At 45.7% G+C, this 24,926-nt stretch carries 25 protein-coding genes; 21 read left to right on the top strand and 4 right to left on the bottom strand.

Translation table 11 applies throughout. From position 1 onward, the window contains the following. Nucleotides 1-37: 37 nt before the first annotated feature. The gene (gene urtA, locus AC58QT_RS23085) at nt 38-1,288 is read right to left on the bottom strand and encodes an urea ABC transporter substrate-binding protein (protein WP_497288272.1); all 1,251 of its coding nucleotides are present in this window, start codon (nt 1,286-1,288) and stop codon (nt 38-40) included. 283 nt (nt 1,289-1,571) lie between these two features. Between urtA and AC58QT_RS23080 the strand changes: the two genes are divergently transcribed. The 8 genes from AC58QT_RS23080 to AC58QT_RS23045 all read left to right on the top strand — a co-directional run bounded on the left by AC58QT_RS23080 (nt 1,572) and on the right by AC58QT_RS23045 (nt 8,287). Continuing rightward, a complete protein-coding gene (locus tag AC58QT_RS23080; RefSeq protein WP_497411082.1) occupies nt 1,572-1,874 on the top strand; it encodes an urease subunit gamma in 303 nt (100 codons plus the stop codon). 23 nt (nt 1,875-1,897) lie between these two features. Further along, nucleotides 1,898-2,281 (top strand): urease subunit beta, encoded by a 384-nt coding sequence (locus AC58QT_RS23075; protein WP_497288270.1) that lies wholly within the window; start codon nt 1,898-1,900, stop codon nt 2,279-2,281. After that, the gene (gene ureC / locus AC58QT_RS23070; RefSeq protein ID WP_497411081.1) at nt 2,262-3,977 is read left to right on the top strand and encodes an urease subunit alpha; all 1,716 of its coding nucleotides are present in this window, start codon (nt 2,262-2,264) and stop codon (nt 3,975-3,977) included. Before AC58QT_RS23075 ends, ureC begins: the two co-directional genes overlap by 20 nt. A 42-nt stretch (nt 3,978-4,019) precedes the next feature. Further along, complete coding sequence (locus AC58QT_RS23065; RefSeq protein WP_497411080.1) at nt 4,020-4,724, top strand: urease accessory protein UreF; 705 nt, start codon at nt 4,020-4,022, stop codon at nt 4,722-4,724. A gap of 34 nt (nt 4,725-4,758) precedes the next feature. Continuing rightward, complete coding sequence (gene ureG, locus AC58QT_RS23060) at nt 4,759-5,421, top strand: urease accessory protein UreG (protein WP_497411079.1); 663 nt, start codon at nt 4,759-4,761, stop codon at nt 5,419-5,421. Then, nucleotides 5,414-6,268, top strand: a complete 855-nt coding sequence (locus AC58QT_RS23055) for an urease accessory protein UreD (RefSeq protein ID WP_497411078.1) — start codon at nt 5,414-5,416, stop codon at nt 6,266-6,268. The genes ureG and AC58QT_RS23055 overlap by 8 nt, the downstream gene beginning before the upstream one ends. Nucleotides 6,269-6,656: 388 nt before the next feature. Beyond that, nucleotides 6,657-7,637, top strand: a complete 981-nt coding sequence (gene cyoE, locus AC58QT_RS23050; RefSeq protein WP_497411077.1) for a heme o synthase — start codon at nt 6,657-6,659, stop codon at nt 7,635-7,637. Between the two features lie 17 nt (nt 7,638-7,654). Continuing rightward, a complete protein-coding gene (locus AC58QT_RS23045) occupies nt 7,655-8,287 on the top strand; it encodes an SCO family protein (RefSeq protein WP_497411076.1) in 633 nt (210 codons plus the stop codon). Between the two features lie 10 nt (nt 8,288-8,297). Here the strand turns inward: AC58QT_RS23045 and AC58QT_RS23040 are convergent, their stop codons facing one another. Both AC58QT_RS23040 and AC58QT_RS23035 read right to left on the bottom strand, forming a co-directional pair. After that, the gene (locus AC58QT_RS23040) at nt 8,298-8,651 is read right to left on the bottom strand and encodes a toprim domain-containing protein (RefSeq protein WP_497411075.1); all 354 of its coding nucleotides are present in this window, start codon (nt 8,649-8,651) and stop codon (nt 8,298-8,300) included. 160 nt (nt 8,652-8,811) lie between these two features. Further along, entirely contained in the window at nt 8,812-9,993 is a 1,182-nt protein-coding gene (locus tag AC58QT_RS23035) for an MFS transporter (protein ID WP_497411074.1), read from the bottom strand. 131 nt (nt 9,994-10,124) lie between these two features. Between AC58QT_RS23035 and AC58QT_RS23030 the strand changes: the two genes are divergently transcribed. The 9 genes from AC58QT_RS23030 (at nt 10,125) to AC58QT_RS22990 (ending at nt 20,088) form a co-directional block, all read left to right on the top strand. After that, nucleotides 10,125-10,280, top strand: a complete 156-nt coding sequence (locus AC58QT_RS23030; protein WP_497411073.1) for a hypothetical protein — start codon at nt 10,125-10,127, stop codon at nt 10,278-10,280. Between the two features lie 55 nt (nt 10,281-10,335). After that, the gene (locus tag AC58QT_RS23025) at nt 10,336-10,764 is read left to right on the top strand and encodes a hypothetical protein (protein WP_497411072.1); all 429 of its coding nucleotides are present in this window, start codon (nt 10,336-10,338) and stop codon (nt 10,762-10,764) included. A gap of 40 nt (nt 10,765-10,804) precedes the next feature. Next, entirely contained in the window at nt 10,805-11,953 is a 1,149-nt protein-coding gene (locus AC58QT_RS23020; protein ID WP_497288259.1) for a transglutaminase domain-containing protein, read from the top strand. Nucleotides 11,954-11,980: 27 nt separating this feature from the next. Next, nucleotides 11,981-12,730: an HAD-IA family hydrolase gene (locus AC58QT_RS23015; RefSeq protein WP_497411071.1), complete on the top strand. Its 750-nt coding sequence runs from the start codon at nt 11,981-11,983 to the stop codon at nt 12,728-12,730. Then, nucleotides 12,727-14,784 (top strand): peptidoglycan D,D-transpeptidase FtsI family protein, encoded by a 2,058-nt coding sequence (locus AC58QT_RS23010; RefSeq protein ID WP_497411070.1) that lies wholly within the window; start codon nt 12,727-12,729, stop codon nt 14,782-14,784. The genes AC58QT_RS23015 and AC58QT_RS23010 overlap by 4 nt, the downstream gene beginning before the upstream one ends. 362 nt (nt 14,785-15,146) lie before the next feature. Continuing rightward, nucleotides 15,147-17,021: an asparagine synthase (glutamine-hydrolyzing) gene (asnB, locus tag AC58QT_RS23005; protein ID WP_497411069.1), complete on the top strand. Its 1,875-nt coding sequence runs from the start codon at nt 15,147-15,149 to the stop codon at nt 17,019-17,021. Between the two features lie 44 nt (nt 17,022-17,065). Further along, nucleotides 17,066-17,803 carry a Cof-type HAD-IIB family hydrolase gene (locus tag AC58QT_RS23000; protein WP_497411068.1) on the top strand — a complete coding sequence of 246 codons (738 nt, stop codon included), beginning with the start codon at nt 17,066-17,068 and terminating at the stop codon, nt 17,801-17,803. Between the two features lie 67 nt (nt 17,804-17,870). Then, nucleotides 17,871-18,350, top strand: a complete 480-nt coding sequence (locus AC58QT_RS22995; RefSeq protein WP_497411067.1) for a DUF456 domain-containing protein — start codon at nt 17,871-17,873, stop codon at nt 18,348-18,350. A gap of 46 nt (nt 18,351-18,396) precedes the next feature. Next, the gene (locus AC58QT_RS22990; RefSeq protein WP_497411066.1) at nt 18,397-20,088 is read left to right on the top strand and encodes a putative polysaccharide biosynthesis protein; all 1,692 of its coding nucleotides are present in this window, start codon (nt 18,397-18,399) and stop codon (nt 20,086-20,088) included. Between the two features lie 14 nt (nt 20,089-20,102). Here the strand turns inward: AC58QT_RS22990 and AC58QT_RS22985 are convergent, their stop codons facing one another. Continuing rightward, nucleotides 20,103-21,401: a DUF2515 family protein gene (locus AC58QT_RS22985; protein WP_497411065.1), complete on the bottom strand. Its 1,299-nt coding sequence runs from the start codon at nt 21,399-21,401 to the stop codon at nt 20,103-20,105. Nucleotides 21,402-21,622: 221 nt separating this feature from the next. Here AC58QT_RS22985 and AC58QT_RS22980 point away from each other — a divergent pair, with 221 nt between their 5' ends. The 4 genes from AC58QT_RS22980 (at nt 21,623) to AC58QT_RS22965 (ending at nt 24,817) form a co-directional block, all read left to right on the top strand. Further along, complete coding sequence (locus AC58QT_RS22980) at nt 21,623-22,009, top strand: GntR family transcriptional regulator (protein ID WP_497411064.1); 387 nt, start codon at nt 21,623-21,625, stop codon at nt 22,007-22,009. After that, nucleotides 22,006-22,695: an ABC transporter ATP-binding protein gene (locus AC58QT_RS22975; protein ID WP_497411063.1), complete on the top strand. Its 690-nt coding sequence runs from the start codon at nt 22,006-22,008 to the stop codon at nt 22,693-22,695. Before AC58QT_RS22980 ends, AC58QT_RS22975 begins: the two co-directional genes overlap by 4 nt. Next, nucleotides 22,692-23,525, top strand: a complete 834-nt coding sequence (locus tag AC58QT_RS22970; RefSeq protein WP_497411062.1) for a hypothetical protein — start codon at nt 22,692-22,694, stop codon at nt 23,523-23,525. The genes AC58QT_RS22975 and AC58QT_RS22970 overlap by 4 nt, the downstream gene beginning before the upstream one ends. A gap of 62 nt (nt 23,526-23,587) precedes the next feature. Further along, nucleotides 23,588-24,817 carry a hypothetical protein gene (locus AC58QT_RS22965; RefSeq protein WP_497411061.1) on the top strand — a complete coding sequence of 410 codons (1,230 nt, stop codon included), beginning with the start codon at nt 23,588-23,590 and terminating at the stop codon, nt 24,815-24,817. Nucleotides 24,818-24,926 lie beyond the last annotated feature (109 nt).

Below are 24,926 nucleotides of genomic sequence, written 5' to 3'. Positions count from 1 at the left end.
TTAGGCAGTCCTGGTTTCTGAGTGTACAGAATGCTGATCACTTCGTTACTTCTGCGCCCCATGGGTACGTTTTGAGGAAAGGATCCGGTTTGAGTGCTTTGCCAGAATTCCAAATTTCTTTAATTTGGCCATCTGCTGCAATTTGACCAATTCGTGCTGTTTTGTAAATATGTTGATTCTCACCATCAATGGTAACTTTGCCTTCAGGTGAGTTCCACTCGATGCCTTTGGCCGCTGCTTTGACTTTCTCAACGTCAAAGGAGCCAGCTTTTTTCACAGCTTCTGCCCAAAGGTATACAGCTGTGTATCCAGCTTCAATCGGATCATCCGTTACACGGTCTTTGCCGTATTTCGCTTTGTAAGCCTCAACGAACTTCTTATTCTCAGGTGTATCTGTCGTTTGGTAGTAGTTCCATGCTGTGTAGTGACCGTCGAGAACGGAAGCGCCGATACCGCGCACTTCTTCTTCAGCGATACTCACGGACATGGTAGTTAAATCTTTAGACGTAATCCCAGCATCTTTCAGCTGCTTGAAGAAAGCAACGTTACTATCGCCGTTCAAAGTGTTGAAGACAACGTCTGGTTTTTCCTTTTTAATCTTACTAATGATTGTATTGTAGTCCGTGTGTCCAAGTGGTGTGTACTCTTCAGCAACAAGCGTTCCGCCATCTGCCTTCAACTGCTCTTTAATAATTTTGTTAGCAGTTCTTGGGAATACGTAGTCGGAACCGAGGAGGAAGAATTTCTTGCCTTTGTTTTGCAGGAGCCAAGTTACTGCGGGGATGATTTGTTGATTCGTTGTCGCACCGATGTAGAAGATGTTAGGTGAGGACTCTACGCCTTCATACTGAACCGGGTACCACAGCAAACCTTTGTTTTGCTCAACCACAGGTAGCACGGCTTTACGGCTAGCGGATGTCCAGCAACCAAAAATTGTAACTACGCTGTCTTTTTGCAGGAGCTTCTTTGTCTTCTCTGCAAATGTTGGCCAATCCGATGCCCCATCTTCGATGACGGGTTTAATCTTTTTACCTAATAGACCCCCAGCTGCATTAATTTCGTCAATCGCCATGAGTTCAGCATCTCTAACGGATACCTCACTGATGGACATTGTACCTGTTAGTGAGTGAAGAATTCCCACTGGTACGGTGTCGCCAGATGTTGTTGAAGCCGCAGGTGCAGTCGTCGTAGAGGTGGTAGTTTCTGTCTTCGCACAGCCGGCCGCTACCAACATCAAAGCCATACTTAGTGCAACTGTAAGCTTACCTTTGTTTCTTATCTCTCTCATTCACGTCCCACTCCCTTGCCTTACAAGATTTGGATTACATGGCTTATGATAAATGCCGATACAAGTTAATGTCAATATACATGACATAAACAGGATGTTTTTTGTTGTCGATGCACAAAAGGAAGTGGGATTCCTGTGAAAATCACATAATAACGAAATATTTTTATGAAATTCGAGGATTAAGTGTCACTATATATAACATTAAAGATTTACAATCCTAAAATACACGAATATAATGAGTGTAAAGGATTACCATTATTCGGTTTTTGATGAGGTGAGACATGTGCATTTAACGGAAAGAGAAAAAGAGAAGCTGCTCATAACCGTGGCTGCTGATCTAGCTAGACGAAGGCTAGCCAGAGGATTAAAGCTTAATTACCCTGAAAGTATCGCTCTGCTGACTTCTGAAATCATGGAAGGAGCTAGGGATGGCCTGACAGTTGCCCAACTTATGACGTTTGGCACGACGATTTTGAAAGCAGATCAGGTTATGGAAGGCGTTCCTCAAATGATTCATGAAGTGCAAGTGGAAGCTACGTTTCCAGATGGTACGAAATTAGTTACCGTACATGAACCCATTACATAATTACTAAGGAAAGGGGCGAGCGCATGGTTCCAGGTGAATATCGAACAGCCAAAGGTTTTATTGAAATGAACGCCAACAGACAGACGATAGAAATCATCGTTACCAATACAGGAGATCGCCCAGTCCAGGTAGGATCGCATTTTCATTTTTTTGAAGTAAATAGAGGCTTAGCATTCCCGCGAGAGCTGGCATTCGGCATGCGGCTAGATATTCCAGCTGGAACGGCTGTCCGGTTCGAACCTGGCGAGCAGAAGCCCGTTCAGCTTGTCGAATTAGGCGGAGCAAAGCTGTCTTATGGACTTAATAATCTGAGTCAAGGCTTGGCGGAAAAAGACAAAATGTCGGTCGAAACAAGAGAAAGATGGCAGACTTGGGAGGGGATGCTCGGTGAGTCGAATAGATCGTAAGAACTATGCGCTGATGTTTGGCCCAACAACAGGTGATGCCATTCGATTGGCAGACACAGAGCTTTGGGCACAAATCGAGCATGATTACACCGTTTACGGAGATGAATGTAAGTTTGGCGGCGGGAAGGTTATCCGCGACGGTATGGGGCAGTCCAGCGGTGCAACCCGTGCACAGGGTGTCTTAGACACATTAATAACGAATGCTGTCATTATTGATCATTGGGGCATTGTCAAAGGCGATATTGGCATTCGGGATGGTCATATTGTGGGTATTGGCAAAGCAGGGAACCCGGATATTATGGATGGCGTGCATCGGAATATGATCGTTGGTGCAAGCACGGAGGTTATTGCAGGTGAGGGCAAAATCGTAACAGCTGGCGGCATCGACGCACATATCCATTTCATATGCCCACAACAAATTGAAACGGCACTTTCCTCAGGCGTCACGACGATGATCGGTGGTGGTACTGGTCCGGCAACGGGAACCAACGCGACAACCTGCACGCCAGGTGCTTGGCATATGCAGCGGATGTTGGAAGCAGCCGAAGGGTTCCCGATGAATCTGGGATTTACCGGCAAAGGGAACTCATCCTTCTTGGAGCCTCTGACAGAACAAATTGAAGCGGGCGCCATTGGTTTGAAGCTCCATGAAGATTGGGGAACAACGCCGGCAGCGATCGATATGTGCTTGGAAGCAGCAGATCGTTATGATGTGCAAGTAGCGATTCATACGGATACATTAAATGAAGCGGGATTTCTAGAGGATACCTTGGCCGCGATCAAAGGGCGTACCATTCATACGTATCATACCGAGGGCGCAGGGGGCGGTCATGCACCGGATATTATCCGAGCGGCTGCAGAGCTGAATGTTCTCCCCTCTTCAACGAATCCGACTCGCCCATATACGATTAATACCATTGAAGAACATTTGGATATGTTGATGGTGTGTCATCACTTGGATAGTCGTATTCCGGAAGATGTGGCATTCGCAGATTCTCGGATTCGCCCTGAAACGATTGCTGCGGAAGATATTTTGCATGATCTTGGCGTGTTCAGTATGCTGAGCTCCGATTCCCAAGCGATGGGGCGCGTGGGAGAAGTGATTATTCGTACGTGGCAAACGGCGGATAAAATGAAAAAGCAGCGCGGGCCGCTAACTCCTGATACCGCTGAGTATGATAATTTTCGTATTAAACGTTATATAGCGAAATATACAATCAATCCAGCTATAACGCACGGCATCTCGCATCTTGTTGGGTCCATTGAACCAGGCAAGTTTGCAGATTTGGTCGTTTGGAATCCGATGTTTTTCGGTGTGAAGCCGGATTTGGTTCTCAAAGGGGGCAGTATCGCGTATGCGCAAATGGGAGACCCAAACGCCTCCATTCCTACGCCTCAGCCGGTCTTCGGCAGACCGATGTTTGCTGCATTTGGGAAAGCGTTGACGCAAAGCTCGATAACCTTCGTCTCTCAGGCGGCATATGACGGTGGGATTGCAGAACGCTTCGGATTACAAAAGCGGGTAGAACCGGTGAAAGGCTGTCGCAGCATCTCTAAGAAGGACATGATTCATAACGATGGAACACCTTCTATTGAAGTAAATCCCGAAACCTACGAGGTGAAAGTTGACGGCGAAGCAGTAACCTGTGAGCCTGCGACAGAGCTGCCGATGGCTCAGTTATATTTCTTGTTTTAAATAGAATAGAAGGAAGCCGCGATTGAGGATTGAGGTGACGATATGACAGCAACAGAACAATCATCCTTTCATTGGTTAGCCTATCAGCAACTGTTGGATTCGGCGCTTCCAATCGGCGGGTTCTCCCATTCATTTGGACTGGAAACACTTGTCCAGCAGGGGAGATTGACGACGATCTCCGAGCTGGAGGCCTACATTCGTTCGATGCTTGCTAATAGCTGGGTATCATCTGATGCGATGGTCATTAAAGCGGCTTATATGCACATTCCTAGCGGGGAGCTTAGTAATCTGTGGGACATTGACCATATGCTTCATGTGCAACGAGTTGGCAGTGAGAGTCGGATTGGGGTTCAGAAAATGGGACGCAGACTGCTTCAATTAGCTCGATCCCTCTATCCAGAACTGAATTGGAAGCCTTTTGATGAGGCTGTGAGTGCTGGGAGATGCAGCTCGAATCATCCTGTTGTTCACAGTTGGGTGAGCTACCATCTTGGTGTTTCACTCCATCAGGCAGTGGAGGGTTATCTATATACCTGCATCCTAACTTGCATCAATAGTGCGCTCAGATTGATGTCCATTGGACAAACGCAAGGTCAGATGCTCCTAGCGAAGCTAGTCCCTTTGACAGGCAGCGAATGGCAGCGTGTTTCCGAGATGGATCCAAAGGAAGCATATACGAATTCACCTGTGGGGGATTTAGCTATGATGCAGCATGAAACCTTATATTCACGTTTATTTATGTCTTAAAAAAATCTAATCATAGATCTGAGGAGGAATGACGATGTGTCAAGGTAACGGTCATCATCATCATCACGAATGGGAGAAGCCAGCAGGGGATCGCGATCGTCCAATGCGAATTGGCATCGGAGGTCCCGTGGGTTCAGGCAAAACAAAACTGGTAGAACGCTTAGCCGGAAAGCTCAGTAACCGCTACAGTATAGCTGTTATAACGAATGATATTTATACGAAAGAAGATGCGAGAATTCTGATTAGCACGGAAGCGTTGCCGGAGGAACGAATTATTGGGGTAGAGACAGGTGGATGCCCGCATACAGCTATTCGTGAGGATGCTTCAATGAATTTCGAGGCGATAGAAGAGCTGGAGAAGCGTTTTGAGAATCTCGATATTATTTTCATTGAGAGTGGCGGCGATAATTTGGCGGCTGCTTTCAGTCCGGAGCTTGTAGATCGTTTCATTTATATTATTGATGTGGCCCAAGGGGAGAAAATACCGCGTAAAGGCGGTCCTGGTATTATGCGTTCAGATATGCTCATCATTAACAAAATCGATCTTGCCCCTTATGTAGGCGCTAGCCTCGAAGTAATGGATTCTGATACGAAAAAAATGCGCGGCGAACGTCCCTATATTTTCTCCAACTTGATGGGTGGTACGGGGCTGGATGATATCGTTACTTGGGTGGAGACGGAGTTCAGTCATGCCTAAGCTGACTGGGGAGATATCTGCACAATTTGCTGTACGCAGTGGGCATACGCGACTCGTGCACAAGTATCATGCCTCCCCGCTCAAAATCGCCAAAACGTTCCGTTATGAGAACGATACGTTCAATGATGATGCCGCTCCTATGGATCAATTGGGCGTTTATATGATGGACTGCTCACCTGGGCTGATGGCGGGTGATCATTATGAAATTAACGTGCGCCTTGATGAGGGCGCACGTGTTTTTCTAACGAACCAGTCGTTTACCAAGGTTCATCCAGCTGCAGAGGATCAAGGAAGCAGGCAGTTTCAGATTCTTCGGCTTGCAGCAGATTCGTTGTTAGAGTATATACCTGAGCCGTTGATGCTGTATAAGGACGCCAAGTTGTTCGCGGCAACAGAAGCTCATCTAGCGAAAGGGTCTACATTAATATTCTCGGATGTTACCTGTCCAGGACGAACACAGCGAGGGGAAATATTTCAATATTCACGATATGTGAATCGGATGAAAGTTTGGTATGAGGGAGAGTTAATCTTTTATCAAAATCAGCGTATTGAGCCGTCGACCATGCGTCTGACTTCTCCAGGTTGCTGGGAAGAGGAGACGCATCTGGGGAGTCTGTTTATTTTCTCAGATCGTCTCAGCCAGCGTCACTTGGAGGAGATGGTGGAGAATCTAAGCCAGTCGGAAGGTGGCGCGGTTCGAGTGGGAGCGAGTATGACGTATAAACATGGCCTCGTCGTGACCGTCATGGGGAGGCATGCTTGGGAGCTGCAGGATGTCTTGACGACAGCGTGGCATCAGATTCGGCGCAGCTTAATGGCGTTAACACCATTGCTAGTGAATAAATAGAAAGAGGAGGCAGGCTATGACCTGTCTCCTCTTTCTATTTATACCAGCTACATGGGGGGTGGAATGCTAAAGTTTATGGCCACTATCCCTTAGGCTCAGGATTGTCGACGCGTGCTCTCCTGAGCAAAGGGGATAGTGGCTATAGATTGCTCTGTGAGAGCATAGATAGGGGTGTAAAGATGTCCGGCGCGATAATCTCCACAACTTTTTCACATATTCCAAATTGGAATCGAATGGTAAGCTCATTTTCCACGCATACTGGAAAGGAGAATCGACAATATGATGACAACTGCCCTTGCTTCATTGTCAAATGATGTAGGGGTTGGTATGATGAGAATGTTCATTGAGATGTGTGATCGGAAATTCGACATAGAGGAGGTACATGTATATGGATAATCAAGTCACTTACGAAAATGTTTCAACCGGTTCGTCCCAAGGGCAAGCTGGAACTGATGCCATAGATGCTAGCCAAGCGAAAGGTGCAAATGGGCCTGTTACGATGAAGGAATATTACCGATTGGTGAAACCGGGTATTATTTATTCCAATTTGATGACAGCATTCGCTGGATACTGGGTAGCGGCCAAGTGGGAAGTCGACTGGCTCCATTTACTTATGACGATGCTAGGCACAGCACTTGTTATGGCTGGAGGAACGGTACTGAATAATTATTTGGACCGTGAGATGGATGCCAAAATGGAACGCACGCAGAATAGAGCACTGCCAAGTGGGCGGTTAACGGCTAATTTTGTTCTTTGGTACGGAATTATTCTAGGTACAATTGGTTTAGGGGTTCTCTACTTAGGGGCTCATTCACCATTAGCTACATTAATGGGTTTACTTGGATTGTTCTTTTATGTATGGATCTATACAGCTTGGTTCAAAAGAACTTCGGTATGGAGCACATTCGTAGGCGCGATCTCAGGAGCAGTACCACCTCTAATCGGTTATTGCGCAGTTAGCGGGACAATTGATCTGGGAGCAATTTTGGTTTTCTTATTCTTATTCCTATGGCAGCCGCCGCATTTTTGGGCACTAGGTATTCGCCGCATGGAAGAGTATCGTGCTGCTGGATTTCCACTGTTGCCGGTCGTTAAGGGGAGTTTCGTAACGAAAATTAGTATGGTTCGTTATGTTGTTCTATTAGTACCTGTTACGGTGATGCTAACGGCATATGGTTATGTAGGAACGATCTTTTTAATCGTATCAACGATTCTTGGATTAACGTGGGTTTTCATGAGCGTCAAAGGATTCAAAGCAACAGGGGAAGCGGAAATTGTATGGGCAAAGCGTATGTTCTTGTTCTCCCTTTTATATTTAACGCTGTTATCGATCTTGATGGTCATTGATACAACGGCGAAAATTAGTTAATCTGGGGGACGGAAACGATGGGGACGTTTTTCGAAAAAAACTGGTTCAAACTAGCATTGGCTGCGATACTAATCGCGATGATTGCATCTTTTGCTTATAAATTAGTGACCAACGGCAGTAAGCCGGATGAAAGATTAACAGCTATGAAGGCTGCACCTTCTTTTCAGTTGCAGGATTTAGATGGCAAAACAGTAACCTCCCAAGATATGGAAGGTAAAGTGCGACTCGTCTATTTCTTCTTTTCTTACTGTCCTGATGTGTGCTTACCGACAAGCTTTTTAATTTCACAAGTGCAAGATGAATTGAAGAAAAAGGATTTACTCGGCTCGAAAGCAGAGATTTTATCGATTACAATTGATCCAACGAGAGATACACCAGAGGTGTTAAAAGCATTCGGAAATCGCTTCGAATCGAAGCCAATTCCAGGCGGATGGACGTTCCTCCGAGGTGAGGAAGCGAAGGTTCAGAAGCTTGCTGAGGACTTCGGTATCATGGTAATCAAAGAGAAGGACGGTAACTTCTCGCATGCGAATGCGATTCTTCTAGTGGATCCCAAAGGTCAGCTAAGAAATTACTATGACGCTAGCAATCCAGAATTGGATGCAGCGCATATCGTGAAAGACGTTGTAACCCTTTCAAAAGGGAAATAACGCAAAATAGTTATTCATAAGCAGGGTTGGGCGCAGGGTAGATAATATACGCGTCCAGTCCTGCTTTTTCTAATTGCTGTATGAGATATTCCTCAGGTGTTCCCTCGACACCCGCATAGCCCTTACGGGTATACATGTGTTCTGCATCTGGAAAAGTGTCACGCAGCAAAAAGCGGATCTTTTTGCCAGAAGCATCATTATCCGTGAAAATATAAACGGGCAGATGGTCAACTTTTTTGCGCAGCGCGTCAAGTGTAATGGAACTAGGCGTTCCGAACGTGCAATGGATGCTAACTGTATCATCAACGACGCGCTTTAAGCGGCTTTTATCGTTTTTACCCTCAACAATAATGGCAATGGACATAGATTCACCGTCACTCCCTTTTTAGAGTAGTATACCCCGTTTGGAGCGGCGATCCAAGTAACATGCACCAACGTTATTTCCTGGGAAATTACAAGTATTTACAGCGTATGACACATGGAAAAAAGGCTTGATGACATCAAGCCTTTTTTCCATGAGGAAATTATGATGTTATCAGTGGCGATTTGAATGTACGAAGCGGCAAAAGTGATAAGGCTAGCATCAGAATGAAAAATGCGATGAAGTAGGAGGAAATGTGGTCACGAAGCTGACCAGCCATCATAGGGCCAATGAAGGCGCCGACAGAGTAAGAAATGGATAGCAAGGAAAATACACGACCGTATCTAGCGCTGTTTGTTATGCTCGCAAGTAAGGCTGCAAGCGCAGGATAGATAACACCTTTGGCCATACCGATGAGAAAGAGGGATACTGCTAAAGGAATCGGCCACTGAATGGCTAGTCCGAAAAATACGGCGGCAAGCCCGATACTCCCGACAATCGTCCGGAGGAAGGGTGATATTTTGTTCAAAAACCAGAATGAGATACTTAGCAGGGCACCTAAACTGACCAATGTAAAAAATACGCCTGAAGTAAGGATGGACTCCCGTGCTGATTTCATTAGAGGGAGCTCAAAGAACAAAATCCCTTGCGAGCAAGAAAGTGCCATAGGGATGAGGAAGAACAGCCAAGGGATATTCACATCATTCGATCCTTCATGGAGATCTTCTGTAGAGACATGATGACCATGAGCGTCTAAGATAGCTGTTGAACCCTTCTGCTTCCCTTGGTGAGCTAAGAGTTGCTTCTCTTTCACACCGAAAATTGCGAGGAAGCCCGTGATGATAAGGATCCAGCCTAACACGGAAAAAGCCGTGGTAAATCCGATTTTGGCCACTAAAACAGCGCCTGCTGCAGGAGAAACCACGGATGCCAATGTGTGAACGAGGCCGTTGCCGGCCATAAGCTTGCTTTGCTGAATGCGGTCACGGGCTATGCGAGCTAGTAAAGACAAACAAGCTGGGGATAGGAAGGCAAGGACAAATCCGCTGATGGAACGAATGTAGAGCAAATGCCAGGGGTCTTTGACATTCGATTGAAATAATAAGATGATCCCTGCTACAATTAAACTACAGACGATGAATATTTTACTGCCGTATTTGTCTACACCATAACCTGCAATGAGATTGCCAGGGAGATGGGTAAGCGAGTATACACCCATGATGAGCCCTATAAATGAGGGAGCAGCGCCCAGTGATAAGGCGAAAGGAGATAAAATCGGGTATTGCGCATGTAAATCAAAAAAGGCAACAAACATAAATAAGTACAACCATATGGCTGTTCGCACGGTTTCACCACCTCGTTCCTTTCGTCTAACGACATAGCCGTTTATTTCATCTCTTCTTAAGTTTTACGCCGCTCGTCCCAAGGATATGACCGTTCGGGACAAATGACACATTTTCGTACATAGGAGGAAGTATGGATCCCATTGTTTATATACTGTTGGCTGCAGTTGGTATATTTCTCGTATTCCGTTTGAGACAGTCCTATCTGAGGACAGGGAAGACGTTGGATAAATCCAATGAAATCGAGCAGAAGCTTGCCCAATTAAGGAAAAAAAGAGATGAAGATTAAGGAGTCCATGTAGTATGATAGGAATGGACTTTTGGATGATGAGGAGGGGTTAAAGATGGATCAGTGGATTTCGTTTGCACAGGATCGTTGGTATTTAATTGTAGGTGCTATTATTGTTCTATTTATTGTGATTGGTATTGTCAAAACCGTGGTGAAATGGGTAGTTGTTCTTGTCATTGTAGGGGCGATTGTCGTTTATGGAGCGAGCTATAAGGATAAAATAAAGGATATTGGGACAAGTGTCGTTTCCCAAGTCAGTGATGATATCAAGGATAAGGCAGTCAGTGCCTTAACGTCCGAGGCCAAAGAAGCCAAATTTAAGGCGAACCCGGATGGTTCCTTTTTGATTACGACGAAAAGCTTGCAGGTAGAAGGTAAATCAGGATCGGACGAAGTACAGGTGACGTTTCTCGGGAAATCCTTCAAAATGAATGCCAACGCAGCTGTGAATGCCTTTATTGAACAAGCCAAGAAAAATAGCTAGCTATTTCGCAGGTCAGCCTAACAAAGGAAGGTGAGTACACATGACGGATAACACGTGGTTGTCAAGCTTATCTATCAATCTCATATCCATCTTGATCGTTCTCACCATTGCGGCTTCCGTGCTGCAGGGATTTTTCCGTGGTGGCTCTGGCTCGGCAAGGCATTTTGTAGCCATGTTGGTGGAAGCCGTGCTCGCTGTCATATCTCTGTTGATTGCATGGAAAGCCGTGCAGCTGATTTCACCTTGGATCCAAACGTGGTTAAAAGATCAGAATCTGCAAATTCCAGTGGTTGATTTAAGTGCGATAAAACAAGCCTATTATACCGTCATCACTAGCTTGCGTGATTTTCCATTACTCCGTTTCGGAGTTTTATTTATCCTTGGTTATGTCATTATCAAACAAATTTTGAATCGCTTGGTGGATGTATGGCTTGGACGTTGGCTAGCTGAACGGTATGCTATGCCGAGACAAAGTCATTCCGTACTTAGTTCCGTTTCAGGCGGTGCCATTGGTTCTATAGCTGGATTTGCTAGAGCGCTTATGCTAATCGCAATTTTATTCATCTATGTTTCTTTGTTCCCCCACTCGTTGATAACTCCCTATATTGAGTCCTCGGCCATGTATCAAAAAGGAGCTAAAGAGGTCATTTCACCCTTTACAGGTGATTTTATAGCAGAGAAGGCGCCTGTATTCACACGTGCGGTTGAACAGGAATTTACCAATATTTTACAACGCAAATATGAAGTACTTGATGCGAAAATCCCTGGCAATATCGCAGATGCGGCCAAAGAAATCACGGCGAATGCGCAGACAGATGAAGAGAAAGCCAAACTGCTGTATAGTTGGGTTGGCACTCGAGTCAAGTATGATTGGAATAAAGTGAAATTGTATGAAGAACAGCGGATTTGGAAGGAACAGACACCAGAAGATACGTTTAATACCAAAGAGGGTGTTTGTATCGATTACTCTAGGTTATATGCCCAAATGGCCAGATCGATTGGACTGGATGTGAAGGTAGTCACGGGTTTAGGGTATGATGGACAAGGGGGTTATGGTCCTCACGCTTGGAATGAAGTGTACCTGAAAGAAACCAGTAAGTGGGTACCTCTGGACTCTACTTGGGTAGCCAGCGGTGCTAATTGGTTTAATCCGCCTAATTTTGATCAAACGCACGTGAGGGACGTATAGCTTTAGGCTTGTTTAGAAGGAGACGAGATGCGAAAAGAATTAACAGCATATAAGATGATTTATTTGGATGCAGGTGACACCTTAGTCACGATCCCTGCCGCACAAACAATTTTGAAGCAATACTTAGAATTGCGCTCTGTTGACCGAGATGAAGCGCATATTCATGAACTTTTTACAGAAGCATTTCGTCTATTTTATTATGTGGAGAAAAAAGATAACTTCGTGGTATGCAGTCCTGAGTCAGATCGTGAATTCTGGGTTAACCTATACCACTATGTTCTGCATAAACTAGGCATTCATGAAGATTGGACAGAGGAAGAAATTTTCGACTGCTGTCATGAGCTTTATGACATTTTCACGGCACCAAAGTATTACGATTTGTTCGATGATGTGAAGCCATTTCTGGAAGCACTGCGCGTGAGAGGCTTTCGTATCGGTATTATCTCTAATTTTGCTCCAACGCTGAAAGCCATTCTGGCAGACAAAGACGTATTGCACTATTTCGACCCGGTACTCGTTTCCACAGAAGTTGGCTTAGAGAAGCCTGACCCCGCAATATTCAAGCTTGCGCTGCAGATGGCGGACGTTGCGGCCGAGGATGTGCTGTATGTCGGAGATCATGAGACGAATGATGTATGGGCTCCTAATCAAGTGGGCATTGATGCTGTTCGTATCATTCGGTACCCTTACCATACGGGAGAAGGGATTCGTTCTCTGCTTGATCTGATTCAGGAGCCTGCCGGCGATGTACGAGAGAAAGGATATGAACCCGCATGAAATCATCCATTATGGATGATCCGAAGAAAAAAGAAATCACTAAAAAACGGCACTTTTCGTTTCGGATCAATATATTTTTCTTCGTTACCTTTTTATTGTTTTCCGTGCTAATCGTGAGGTTAGCGATTCTTCAGTTCGTTCAAGCCAAGGATCTGAAGGCCGCGGAGAATACCAATACGAATCAGACCAACAAGATCGCTCCGATTCGCGGTAATATTTATGATTCAACCAAATCCCCGCTGGCCTACACGATCCCGGTACAGTCCTTATTTTTTCGTATAGAACCAGGTCAGGATAAGGATGCTATCATTGATTTAGCCAAACGGATTAAGCGGGATGTTTTTGACCCATTTGCTAAACCCAATACCGTTAGTCCGACAGCTGAAGAGATTGTCCTTGCGATGGATTTAGGCTATGACATTAATAAAAATAAAGTGAAAGACCCCAGCTATTATTCCGTTCCTCGCCGTATTAAAGCGGATTTATCCAATGCTGAAATTGCATTTTTGCTAGAGCATCGTGATGAATTTAAAGGGCTGGAAGTCACGGAAGAAAGTATCCGTACTTATGAAGTGGAAGAAGATAAAACGACTATTGCTACGCAATTAGTCGGGTATACGAATGCTTTTTCAACCCAAACTGCGAAAGAAATCTATAAGGATAATCCGAATAGTGAAGAATATTTAAGCAATGAGAATGTCGGTTTCGACGGCATCGAGCGGATGTATCAGGATGAGCTGCGTGGCAAGAACGGGAGCAAGAAGTACCCCGTGAATGCTGCGATGAAAATCATTGGAAGAGCCGAAGTTACAGCTCCGATCAAAGGAAATAATCTGTATCTGTCCATCAACAAGGACGTTCAGAAGGCGACGGAGAAAATGCTGAAAGATCATATCGCATACCTTCGAAGTCCTACTCATGCCAATGATCTGTATATGAAAACGGGTATGAAGGCTTCTTCGGGCTTTGCGGTTGCCATGGAAGTGGATACGGGCCGCGTTATCACGATGGCGAATTATCCAGATTATGATGCGAATGCTTGGACAGGCGGTATTTCGCCTACGATTTACAAGGATATTAGTACGTTTATTTCCAATGGTACGATCATGACGGCCAAATCGAAGTATCCGGATGAGAAAGAAAATGCAAAGCATCCTTCTTCCATTGTTTTCATGGGATCGACGATTAAGCCATTATCAGTCTTAATTGGTTTGAAAGAGAAGTTGTTTACATCGGGGCAAAAATATTATGATTCAGGCACATTTACCTTCGGTAAAGATGGCAACAGTGCCATTTCGAACTCCGGAAAAGCTGCCTATGGCCCAATTAATGCAGCAGAAGCGATTGAACACTCCTCGAATACGTATATGTCGGCTTTTGTTGGTATTCCATTTTGGAACAAATATGGACGTGAGAATTCGAAAGTAACGGCCAAATGGGCAGAATATCTGGCTAAATTCGGCATGGGTGTGAAGACGGGCAGCGGGCTTCCAGGTGAATTCGCAGGCTCCAATGACTTTATCAAAAATGCGGAAAAAGACAGTTATCAATCGGCTATGGTCTATGCTTCTTGGGGTCAGAATGAGAAAACGACTACGCTTCAGTTAGCCCAATACACGGCAACACTGGCTAGTCGTGGCAAACGGATGAAGCCTTTGTTCGTTGATGAAATTCGTGATTACCAAGGTGAATTGGTGAAAAAGGTGGAGCCTGAGGTCCTCGAGGATGTATCGAAGGAGTTCGCTCAAGCTGATTGGAATACGATTATCCATGGGATGAAAAGCGGCGCCGAAGGCATCGAAGAATTGCCATTCAATGTCGCTCGTAAAACAGGTACCTCTACACAGGTTGTAGCAGGTGGATCTGTAGAGAATGCGGTACTTATCGCCTTCGCTCCGGTCGAGAATCCGAAACTGGCTGTGGCGGTTGTTATACCTGAGGGTGGATTTGGACGCTACGGGGCTTCCCCGATTGCGGCGAAAATCTTCCAAGCGTATGACGCGGCGAACGATGGCATTTTGACAAAGCTTGGCGGCGGGAAGAGACCGTGGTAAGGAATAGGGAAAGAGGGAGAGCTTGCTGCGGCAGGCTCTTTTTTTTGTGATATGAGGCTCTGCATGCACCAGTTACTCTCCTACGGCATATCCTGTATCAAGGGGGAGAACTTGCTCTACCCTAAATGTTGCCCTAACTCAACTTTTATGCATGCAGGAAAGGTGGTCGATTCATTTGAAAAAAAGGCGGTTGTCTGCTTCTTTAAAACGACTTATCATTTCCATCATTTTTCTATAGGCATCTGGGTTTTTCGATTTTCGTACCCTCATGGTATTTCCTGAATGGCGGGCTGATATGGTATACTAATATATCGGTTGTCCAAGAGAAAGAATGATGAGAGTACGGAGGAGTGAGTCTCACCATGTGTGGTATTACGGGTGTAATGTATTTTGAAGATAGAGAACCAACTGAGGCAAGCTTGAAGCAAATGACGGATGTGATTGTTCATCGAGGACCGAATGATGAGGGCTTCTGGACAGAGAATCGTATTGGCTTAGGATTTAGACGATTATCCGTTATTGATATTAAAGAAGGCCATCAGCCACTAGCGAATGAAGATGAAACCGTCTGGATTATTTTCAACGGTGAAATTTATAATTACAAAGAGCTGCGCACGATGTTGAAGGAGCGCGGTCATATTTTCCGCACGCAGAGTGATACGGAAGTCATCGTCCACCTTTATGAGGAATTCGGCGAGGATTGCGTGAAGCACATGCGTGGTATGTTCGGTTTTGTAATTTGGGACCGTAAGAAAAAGCAGCTGTTCGGAGCGAGAGACCACTTCGGCATTAAGCCGTTTTATTATCATGTGAGCGACCGTCAATTCCTGTTTGGCTCGGAAATCAAGAGCTTGCTGGCGGCCGAAGGCATGAACCGGTTGATCCATACGGACAGCTTGCTGAATTATTTGACGTTTCAGTATGTACCAGAGCCGCATACCATGTTCGAAGGCATCTATAAGCTGCCTCCAGCGCATTCAGTTACAATTACATTCGAAGGCAAAATGACCCTACATAAGTATTGGGATCCGATGTTCGAACCGGAAGAAAAGCCATTTGACTATTATGTGGAACAAATTCGTGAAGGCTTGAAAGAGTCCGTTAAGCTGCACATGGTCAGCGACGTAGAACGCGGATGCTTCCTGTCGAGCGGGATCGATTCGACGGCGATTGCTACGCATATGCGGAATATCGAACCGATCCGCACGTTCTCTGTTGGCTTCGAAGGTGCCAATAACGAGACGCCGATTGCAGCGCAGACCGCTGCAACGCTCGGCACAGAGCACTACGATAAAATCATCACGCAGGATGATTTCTTCGCGACCATGCCGAAAGCGATCTGGCACCAGGACGAGCCTGTTGCCGATCCTTCGGCCATTGCCCTTTATCACGTGGCGCAGCTTGCACGTGAGCAAGTGACGGTCGTGCTGTCCGGCGAAGGCGCGGACGAGCTGTTCGGCGGCTATCGCATTTATCGCGAGCCGCAGTCGCTCAAGCCGCTCGATGGGCTGCCGCCATCGGTGAAACGCATGCTGAACCGCTTCGCACGCATCCTGCCGAGCGGAGTGAAAGGCCGCAACTATGTGTTGCGGGGCACGACTCCGCTTGAGGAACGGTTCCTCGGGAACGCCAAAATCTTCTCCGAGGATATGAAGGCAGAAGTGCTTCGCCTCGATAGCGAGATGCTGCGCGCCTATAAGAATCCCGTGCAAATCGCCGGCGATTACTATAACAAAACAAAGCATCTGGATCCAGTAAGTCGGATGCAATACATCGACATGAATTTGTGGATGCCTGGCGATATTTTGATGAAAGCCGACAAAATGACGATGGCACATTCCCTAGAGCTGCGCGTTCCCTTTTTGGACAAAGAGCTGTTCGAAGTGGCTCGCCGGATTCCAGCGAAATACCGCATTGCGAATGGCACGACGAAGTACATTTTCCGTAAAGCGATGGAAGGGATCATTCCAGATCCGATTCTGAATCGTCCGAAGCTAGGCTTCCCTGTGCCACTCCGGGATTGGATGAAGGGTGCGATGGGTGACATGGTCATGGATCAAATCAAGTCCAGCGGAATCGAGGATTATATCGATATCGAGGCGGTTGAGAAAATGCTTCATAAGCACCGTGTTGGTCAAGGGGACTTCGCGAGACGCTTGTGGACCCTCTATATTTTTGCTCTATGGCACAAAACGTTCATGGAAGAACTGCCGAAGAAAGTACTCACTGCTTACTAGGTAGACATCATACAGGCTGCATGAGACTAGGAGTTGACGAGATTGTGGGAACGTATAAATTAATCGCGCTCGATATGGATGGAACCTTGCTGAATGAAGACAAAAAAATATCTGCCGAGAACCAGGCGGCTATTCGCGAAGCATCGTCACAAGGGAAAGTCGTTATTATGTCTACAGGTCGTGGAGCGATAAGCGCAATGCCTTACATCAAAGAGCTAGGGCTAACAACACCACTTGTCGTTGTGAATGGTGGTGAAGTGTGGGCTTCGCCAGATCGGTTACTGAAACGTACTTTAGTACCGATTGAAACGATTCGTGACTTGCATCAGCTAGCGGTAGCTCATGACTGCTGGTGGTGGGCTTATTCCGTGGCAGGCGTGTTCAATCGTGAAAGTGAAGGATTAAATTTGGATGAGCATGAATGGCTTAAATTTGGTTACTTCACAGACAATGCAGAGAAATTGCAACGCATTCGCGAAGTTGTGGCGAGCTGGGGAACACTTGAAATCACCAATTCGCATCCATCGAATTTAGAGATGAATCCACTTGGCGTTACGAAAGCAAGTGGTGTTGAAACGGTGTGTGACTTCTTGGGAATTTCGATGTCTGAGGTTATTGCTATGGGCGACAGCGAAAATGACATTGCGATGATTCGTGAAGCTGGACTAGGCATTGCGATGGGAAATGCGCAAGACGAAGTGAAGCGAATCGCTGATATGACGACAGTTACGAATGATGAACATGCGGTTGCACAAGTCATTCGCACTTACATGCTTGCCTAGTTTAGAGAATGTACTGTCCTACAAAGACCGTGAATCCGTTTAAGATAAATGGAGGAATGAACTGAGCATGATTACCTTAGGCTGGATTGTCGTTATTCTTTTATTTGTTGTCGGAATGGTCGGTGCCATCTATCCGATTCTGCCTGGCGTATTAGCCATTTATGCTGCCTTTTTCATCTACGGCTGGCTGATCACTTGGGAGCACTTCGGCTTGTGGTTCTGGTTGATCCAGACCTTGATCGTCATTATAATTATCGTGGCGGATTATGCGGTTAGTGCATTAGGTGTCAAAAAGTTCGGCGGCTCGAAACCGGCAATCGTCGGAAGCACCATTGGTTTGATCATTGGTCCATTCGTGATTCCAGCGTTCGGGATCATCCTAGGTCCATTCATCGGTGCCGTAGTGGGTGAATTAATTACTGGAACCTCTTGGCAGAACGCTATTCGCGCAGGAATTGGGTCCGTGCTTGGTTTTTTCGCCAGCTCCGTGGTCAAAATTGTTTTGCAGCTCGCTATGATTATTATTTTCTTCTTGTGGATCTTTTGAGGCCTAGATAGACGTAATAAAACTGTAAGAGAGAGAAGGAACGGACTTGACGAAGGTAACCAAAGATTCCCTTGTAAAAGGGACGCTCATTCTCACCGTAGCCGCGCTTGTAGCGCGGTTTCTCGGCGTTTTCCAGCGTATACCGCTGGTGCATTTGCTGCATGAAGAAGGCATGAAGAGTTATGTTATTGCATTTAATTTGTATTCAGTTTTACTGGTCGTTGCAACAGCAGGCATACCCAGCGCATTAAGTAAAATGGTAGCCGAGAAGCGTGCCATCGGTAGACCACACGAAGCACAGCGCATCTATCGAGCTGCGATTTGGTTCGCGGTTGTTGCAGGTGCAGTCATGACTATATTGCTGTACGTTTTTGCCCCGATTTATGCAGAAAGCATATCGCAAGGTGGTCCTGACGCAACGTTAGCTACGAGAGCAATCGCGCCAGCCATGCTTCTATTTCCCCTTATCGCGATCATGCGGGGATATTTCCAAGGACGACAGAATATGATGCCTAACGGCATTTCACAAGTCGTGGAACAAATTTTTAGACTCATTGTTTCTATTTCATTGGCCTTTTTCTTGCTTGATATCTCGCTTGGATGGGGTGTAGCGGGGGCATCATTTGGAGGCGTGGTCGGAGGTGCAGCGGCTCTAGCTGTCATGCTGTACTATGCTGTAAAGCTGAAACGAGCAGATGCACAAGAACAGAAGCAACCAGCTGTTTCACAAGCCGCGGCAGAGGAGATAGGAGCTGCTCGGTCGAATGATCATCCCGTTGAATTGCTCCGGTACAGAGATATTTATCGCAGTTTATTGAGGCTCTCGATACCTATTGTCGTATTCTCCGTGACGGTTACGTTCGTGTATCTGATTGACACTTCCATGATTATTCCCCTTCTGCAAGATGCGATCGGTACTAGTGAAGCCTCACGATTAGTAGGTATTCTTGGCGGGCGAGCCCAACCGCTTGCGGGAATTCCCATTATTTTGGCCATCGCCTTGAGTCAGTCCGTTGTACCTATTATTTCAGCTGCTTATTCGCGGAAAGACTTAAAGCAAGTTGGACATCAGACGACACGTGTGCTTCAATTGGCTATCCTTTCAGGTCTTCCTGCTGTACTTATGATTAGTATTGCGGCTAGACCGCTTGACTACTTCTTATTTGGTCTAGAGGACTCTGCTTACGGCATTGCTCATGGACCTGCTATGATTTCGTTGCTGACTGCCGGTGCGATGTTTCAAATCGTGATGCAGACCTCAGGAGCCGTTCTGATGGGGATGGGACGGATGAAGCCATTAATGGCTCATGTTGGTGTCGGCATCGCAATTAAGCTGCTTGGCAGCTTCCTGCTGGGGCAATGGTTCGGTATTTACGGTATCATTATCTCAACAGGATTATGCTTTATTGCCATGTCGTGGCTCAATATCCGCACACTTCGTAAAGAGGTATCGTTTACGATTCTGGGACGTCGTTTTGGCGGACTTATCGTAACGATTCTGGTGATCGGTGTTCTTGGCTTTGCGGCGGAATGGCTGACGCATACTTATGTGCTGCCTACACCTTGGTTCCGTTTGAATCAAGGTATCCAAGCGGTGTTAATTTGCGGATTCACTGTGGCTTTGTACCCTGTTATGCTGATGCTAACACGTGTGGTGACGAAGGATGATGTGAAAAGCTTTCCTTCACCCGTACAGAAGCTCATCGCGAAGGCGAGTCGGTTGTTAAAGCGATCTTAATCGGTTAAGTATCGCTAACGCATGAGCTTCTTAATCGCTTGTGCACTAACAACAGCGAGTTCAACTTTACTTAATCCGAGGCACATATCACGTGTCAAATCGTAAGATTCCGGAACAGCGAAGGATTGCATATGTTGCAAAGGTTCCTTTAACTCCGTAAACCAATCCCCACGCTCAACCGGCGCTAGTGGCCTGTCAGGCCATGCTGAATGAAGCGGTGGACTATAGAAGGGTGCTGCGCCTTTCTTAAGGCTGTAGCCATCGAGCCTCTCCTGATACTTGAGATCAGGAGGGGTTTTTCGTATTTGTGCAAATAGATGAGGCCAGTAATCAGAACGTGACCCCGTATGGGGAGTTGATGCTGCAAAAGCTATTGCACCTTGAAGGATGCCTGGTGCCCAAAACAGGATGGCGTATAAGCTTTTGCCGAATTCGATGCGTTCAGAGAGGTTCTTAAAATTTTCAAGAATTAGGCCTGCGAGATGTGGTTGTGGTGGATCGACCGAAGCGGAACGAAAAGGGAATCCGACTTGATTGAGCTGCAGCCATGCTTGTGTTTTGAACTGAGGCGTATTTAAAACCGTTTGTTTGTAGATCGGATTCTGAACGACGCGATCCTCGACGTAATGCTGCTCATTGACAATCAAGCCAAGGGTGAGAAGTGTCGTATCTTGATATAACCAGAAATCCTGCCAAATGGGTATCATCCAGGCGGATATATGCAAATGAGGAAGAAGATGAAATAAGTTAAGCTTCCTTCGTTTGCTTTCGGCGTAGAGCAGCAATTGCGGGTAGGCATCTTGAAAAATGAGAGCATTCGCGCGCTCAAGAAAGGCAAACAAATGCTCTGTGGCTTCGTTGTTCAATAGATGAGGCAGCAATTCGCCACGCAAATCGGTCATGCACCAGCCCCCATTGCGGGATACCATGTGCGCTAACAACGCCCAGTGCAGCTCTGGGAAGTCTCTGTAACAAGTCCAGTAGGCTTGCGTGCGAGTCACATTATTACGATTATGGGCTTGGGTCTTGGCGACGATCCGGGTAACAATCTCTTGCTCATACGCTGTGATGGCGGGGGGAATAACGCCTCCTTGCAGCAACGCATGCTGTTGGCGCAAAGCTTTTTCTAGTCTCGCTAACATCGTCGGGGTGATCTCGATAGTAGGAGGCGAAGCTGTATGCTCTGCATCTGACGAGGTAATTAACTTAGCGGCCTGCTGCTTAACAAGCTGAGCAATGGCACCCGGCAATCCTCGCATTTTCGCATATACGCTTAGGTTCTTCTTATTCTCCGGCGGAAGTTGTACTCGCATTATGGCCTCCTTTCTTATGCGAAATCCTTCTTTCTATTATTTGCATGTTGAGTTCGTGGTATGTCAACTGTGTGGAATAAAGGGGAGAGAGTATCTGGAGATACCAAATGTTGACAAATAAAGTGTATGAGTAGTATAGTACACCTATAGTGTGTGAACCACATAGTACACACACTAAAAAATTCCAGTTTTACCTAGAAAGGATCATAGGAGATGGGTAGATGAACATTACGTTTAATAATCGCGATCCCGTTTATCTGCAGGTTATCAGGTATTTCAAGGAGGAGATGGCTACTGGCAGGCTTAAGGGCGGACAAGAAATTCCTTCCAGACGTGAGCTAGCGGGGCTGCTTCAGATCAATCCGAATACGGCACAGAAGGCTTATAAAGAAATGGAGGAGCAGAAGTTGATCACAACTGCAGGTAATTCCCCGAGTCGGATAACGACGGATAAGCTCATATTGACTACGATTCGTGAAGAACTCATTGAAGAAGCGGTTGGCGTATTCGTTCAGTCCATTAGCAAAATCGGATTGCCAACTGATGAATTGCTGCGTTTCGTTAAAGAAAAGTATGAAGCTGAGCGCGGAAGGGAGGTTGCGGAATGATTGAAGTAGATGGGCTTGTAAAGCGATATGGACGGAAGCAAGTGTTAGAGAACGTTTCCTTTACTGCGGAAAGAGGCCAAATCACCTGTTTAATTGGTATTAATGGTGTGGGTAAATCGACGATTATGAAGGCAATCATGGGTTTGACTCCTTTTCAGCGTGGAGAAATTCGTGTGGATGGTCGGATACCAACTTCGAAATCGTATGAGAAAGTTGTCTTCATTCCTGATACGTTAACGATGCCCTCACACATGAAAATCAAAGAAGCCATGCTATTTATGAAGGATTTCTATCGGAACTGGAATGAAGCGCGGGCCGAAGAGTTGATCGCCTTTTTCAAATTAAATCCTGAGGATCGACTTTCGAGTTTGTCAAAAGGAAATTCAGCGAAAGCGAACCTTTTGCTGGGACTTTCTTTGGATGCGGACTATCTGCTGATGGACGAGCCTTTTTCAGGGATTGATATGTTCAGCCGCGAACAAATCACGGGTGTATTCACAAGCCATTTGATGGAAGACCGCGGTGTTCTTATTACGACCCATGAAATTCAAGATATCGAGCATCTCATTGATAAAGTCGTTTTGCTGGATGGAGGGCGGGTTCGCAAACAGTTTTATCCAGAGGAAATGCGCTCAAATGAAGGAAAGTCCGTCGTGGATGTCATGAGAGAGGTGTATGTGACTTGAAAACCTTTATTAAGTTGTTGAACTGGGAACTGGTACGGTTTAGCAAACTATATGGTGCCCTGGCACTTCTGTTGGTAGTATCTCAGTTTGTGGGGATTTGGCTAACGGCTCAATCGTATCTAAGTGATGCACATGCTTGGGTGGACAGAAATGGTGGAACAGAAGTGCAATACGCAGAAAATTTTCAAAAATTGAATCTTGTTTTTATATATCATTCGGTCTGGTACGAAGGAGCCATCAGTTTATGTGTAATCGTACTTGTCCTTTATATTTTTATGATTTGGTACAAGGAATGGTTCGGCCGGAATACGTTTGCTTATCGATTGCTTATGCTGCCAACTTCACGAATGAACGTATATTACGCTAAGTTAAGTGCGATTGTGTTGTTTGTATTTGGTTTTGTCTCTCTACAATTTGTAGTGATTCCACTTCAATTGGCCTCCTTCTTTGCCATCATTCCAGCTGAACTAAGAGTAGCGGTTTCAATAGGGGAACTGATTCGAAGAGATCCTTTGCTAAATTTGTTTATGCCTAGCTATGTTATGCAATTTATTTTATATTATGGAGCTGGCATTCTCGGTGTTTTTGTACTCTTCACGGCCATACTTCTGGAACGAAGTTACCGATGGAAGGGTATCGTTGCAGGTGTGCTGTACGGTGCGGCGATTCTGATCGTGATCGTGTTGCCCCAAGAAATAAGTCAATTAGGAGTTACACTGCCTCTATTTCCAAGTGAAATTGTGTTGTTGCAGGCATTGATTGGACTGTGTTTGATCGCCATTTCAATTGTATTCAGTTCTTATTTGCTGCGAAAAAAGGTGACGGTGTAAATTCTCGAATTCTCGAAATGCGGGTGAAGGGCTTTCAAAGACAATGCTAAGGAGGTGCGCGCATGAAACGATACTGGCTGCTTGCTACACTGATACCTTTTTGTGTTTTAGCAATGGGAACGTATTATGTGTCAGGTACTGGTGATCAGAAGCCGGAATATGAGTTAAAGACGTTGAAAGGTTCAGAAAGCGATGCTGCGGGACTGCAAATTAAGGTAAATAGTGATGGCATCACGACAACAGTCTCAACGAAAGGGAGCGAGTCGGATGTCGAGCAACTCTCCTATTTGGATAGGCTTGATGCTGAAGCTTACTATGATGACGATTTGAAAAGGCTTGTCAACGAGCATCGTTCTTTCATGCGGGGGAAGAATGATGTGAATGCTTTTTATGAGGATGATCAGGTACTTGCATATGTGGGTACTGAAGCTCATAATGATGCATCCAAGAAGCAATCTGACCGGTTAACCATTTCAATCATGGGGAAATTGGACCAAGAAACCATTTCGTTTCATATTCGTGCAGACAAGAAAAACGATGAATATATAGGTATCCATGACGTTCAGGTCAAAGACCAGACCATGAAGGTACTTGTGAATCGTACGCGAACCGACAAATATCCGCAGTTCTATCATGTTGGATACGATATGTATACGATTGATCTAACAAACCAAAGCTTGCTGAAAAGCGAGCAGATCCTGGCTGCCGAGACCCAATCGAATGAAATAAGAACGACTACTTGGTACATATCGAGCAATGATCGGATTGGTCCAAGTGGGTATGCGATATTTGATCGCAGTGAAAATAAAATGATAGATAAGGTCGGCGAAAGTCAGACCGTAAAGAGAAATGAAGGGTTAGTAAACCGGGAGATTCGTGTATACGATATTTGGAACGGACAATGGTGGACACTGCAGAGTGAGCCACTGCATAGCTTTTTGATGGAGGATAACTCGATGGGGATGTCTATCCAGTATGCTAATCAGGAGCTATCATTGGCTGCTATATCGGAGAATAAAGACACTCACGTCATGATAGTACAAGTAGCGGAGAATAAAGTGATTCGTGATGTGCAATTACCGCTTCAAGCGATTCAGAAAGAGTGGGGCAGAGTCAATTATAGCGTAGTAGAGAAGGATCGATTGTATCTACTTATGTCTGGTCGTCCAAATCCAGGCATTGCTATCGTTGAACTACAATCGGGGAATATCCTCTATCAGGGAGAAATTGAGCGTAAGGATCAGAAGAGTATTGGCTATATCAATGCGAACGGAATCAAAGTGCAGAACTAAAATTGAAGAAATAAAAGGTAGAAAACCCCCTAATCACCATGATCAGGGGGTTTTGCCTGTCATAAATGGGGATAAGTACCGAGGTGAATATCCAATTTCAGGTAAAGTT

This window comes from Paenibacillus sp. J31R109 (genome assembly GCF_059692055.1).
The sequence above is the reverse complement of the archived record's forward strand: the minus strand, read 5'-3'. Positions and strand labels throughout refer to the sequence as shown.

What these genes read in the sequence shown, in the direction of transcription:
- AC58QT_RS22965 (WP_497411061.1), top strand. Translation starts at nt 23,588, where the DNA reads ATGAAACGATACTGGCTGCTTGCTACACTGATACCTTTTTGTGTTTTA.
- AC58QT_RS22975 (WP_497411063.1), top strand. Translation starts at nt 22,006, where the DNA reads ATGATTGAAGTAGATGGGCTTGTAAAGCGATATGGACGGAAGCAAGTG.
- AC58QT_RS23015 (WP_497411071.1), top strand. Translation starts at nt 11,981, where the DNA reads ATGCGAAAAGAATTAACAGCATATAAGATGATTTATTTGGATGCAGGT.
- AC58QT_RS23075 (WP_497288270.1), top strand. Translation starts at nt 1,898, where the DNA reads ATGGTTCCAGGTGAATATCGAACAGCCAAAGGTTTTATTGAAATGAAC.
- AC58QT_RS23065 (WP_497411080.1), top strand. Translation starts at nt 4,020, where the DNA reads ATGACAGCAACAGAACAATCATCCTTTCATTGGTTAGCCTATCAGCAA.
- AC58QT_RS23040 (WP_497411075.1), bottom strand. Translation starts at nt 8,651, where the DNA reads ATGTCCATTGCCATTATTGTTGAGGGTAAAAACGATAAAAGCCGCTTA.
- AC58QT_RS23010 (WP_497411070.1), top strand. Translation starts at nt 12,727, where the DNA reads ATGAAATCATCCATTATGGATGATCCGAAGAAAAAAGAAATCACTAAA.
- cyoE (WP_497411077.1), top strand. Translation starts at nt 6,657, where the DNA reads ATGGATAATCAAGTCACTTACGAAAATGTTTCAACCGGTTCGTCCCAA.
- asnB (WP_497411069.1), top strand. Translation starts at nt 15,147, where the DNA reads ATGTGTGGTATTACGGGTGTAATGTATTTTGAAGATAGAGAACCAACT.
- AC58QT_RS22980 (WP_497411064.1), top strand. Translation starts at nt 21,623, where the DNA reads ATGAACATTACGTTTAATAATCGCGATCCCGTTTATCTGCAGGTTATC.
- AC58QT_RS23045 (WP_497411076.1), top strand. Translation starts at nt 7,655, where the DNA reads ATGGGGACGTTTTTCGAAAAAAACTGGTTCAAACTAGCATTGGCTGCG.
- AC58QT_RS23030 (WP_497411073.1), top strand. Translation starts at nt 10,125, where the DNA reads ATGGATCCCATTGTTTATATACTGTTGGCTGCAGTTGGTATATTTCTC.
- AC58QT_RS22995 (WP_497411067.1), top strand. Translation starts at nt 17,871, where the DNA reads ATGATTACCTTAGGCTGGATTGTCGTTATTCTTTTATTTGTTGTCGGA.
- urtA (WP_497288272.1), bottom strand. Translation starts at nt 1,288, where the DNA reads ATGAGAGAGATAAGAAACAAAGGTAAGCTTACAGTTGCACTAAGTATG.
- AC58QT_RS22985 (WP_497411065.1), bottom strand. Translation starts at nt 21,401, where the DNA reads ATGCGAGTACAACTTCCGCCGGAGAATAAGAAGAACCTAAGCGTATAT.
- AC58QT_RS23025 (WP_497411072.1), top strand. Translation starts at nt 10,336, where the DNA reads ATGGATCAGTGGATTTCGTTTGCACAGGATCGTTGGTATTTAATTGTA.
- AC58QT_RS23020 (WP_497288259.1), top strand. Translation starts at nt 10,805, where the DNA reads ATGACGGATAACACGTGGTTGTCAAGCTTATCTATCAATCTCATATCC.
- AC58QT_RS23055 (WP_497411078.1), top strand. Translation starts at nt 5,414, where the DNA reads ATGCCTAAGCTGACTGGGGAGATATCTGCACAATTTGCTGTACGCAGT.
- ureG (WP_497411079.1), top strand. Translation starts at nt 4,759, where the DNA reads ATGTGTCAAGGTAACGGTCATCATCATCATCACGAATGGGAGAAGCCA.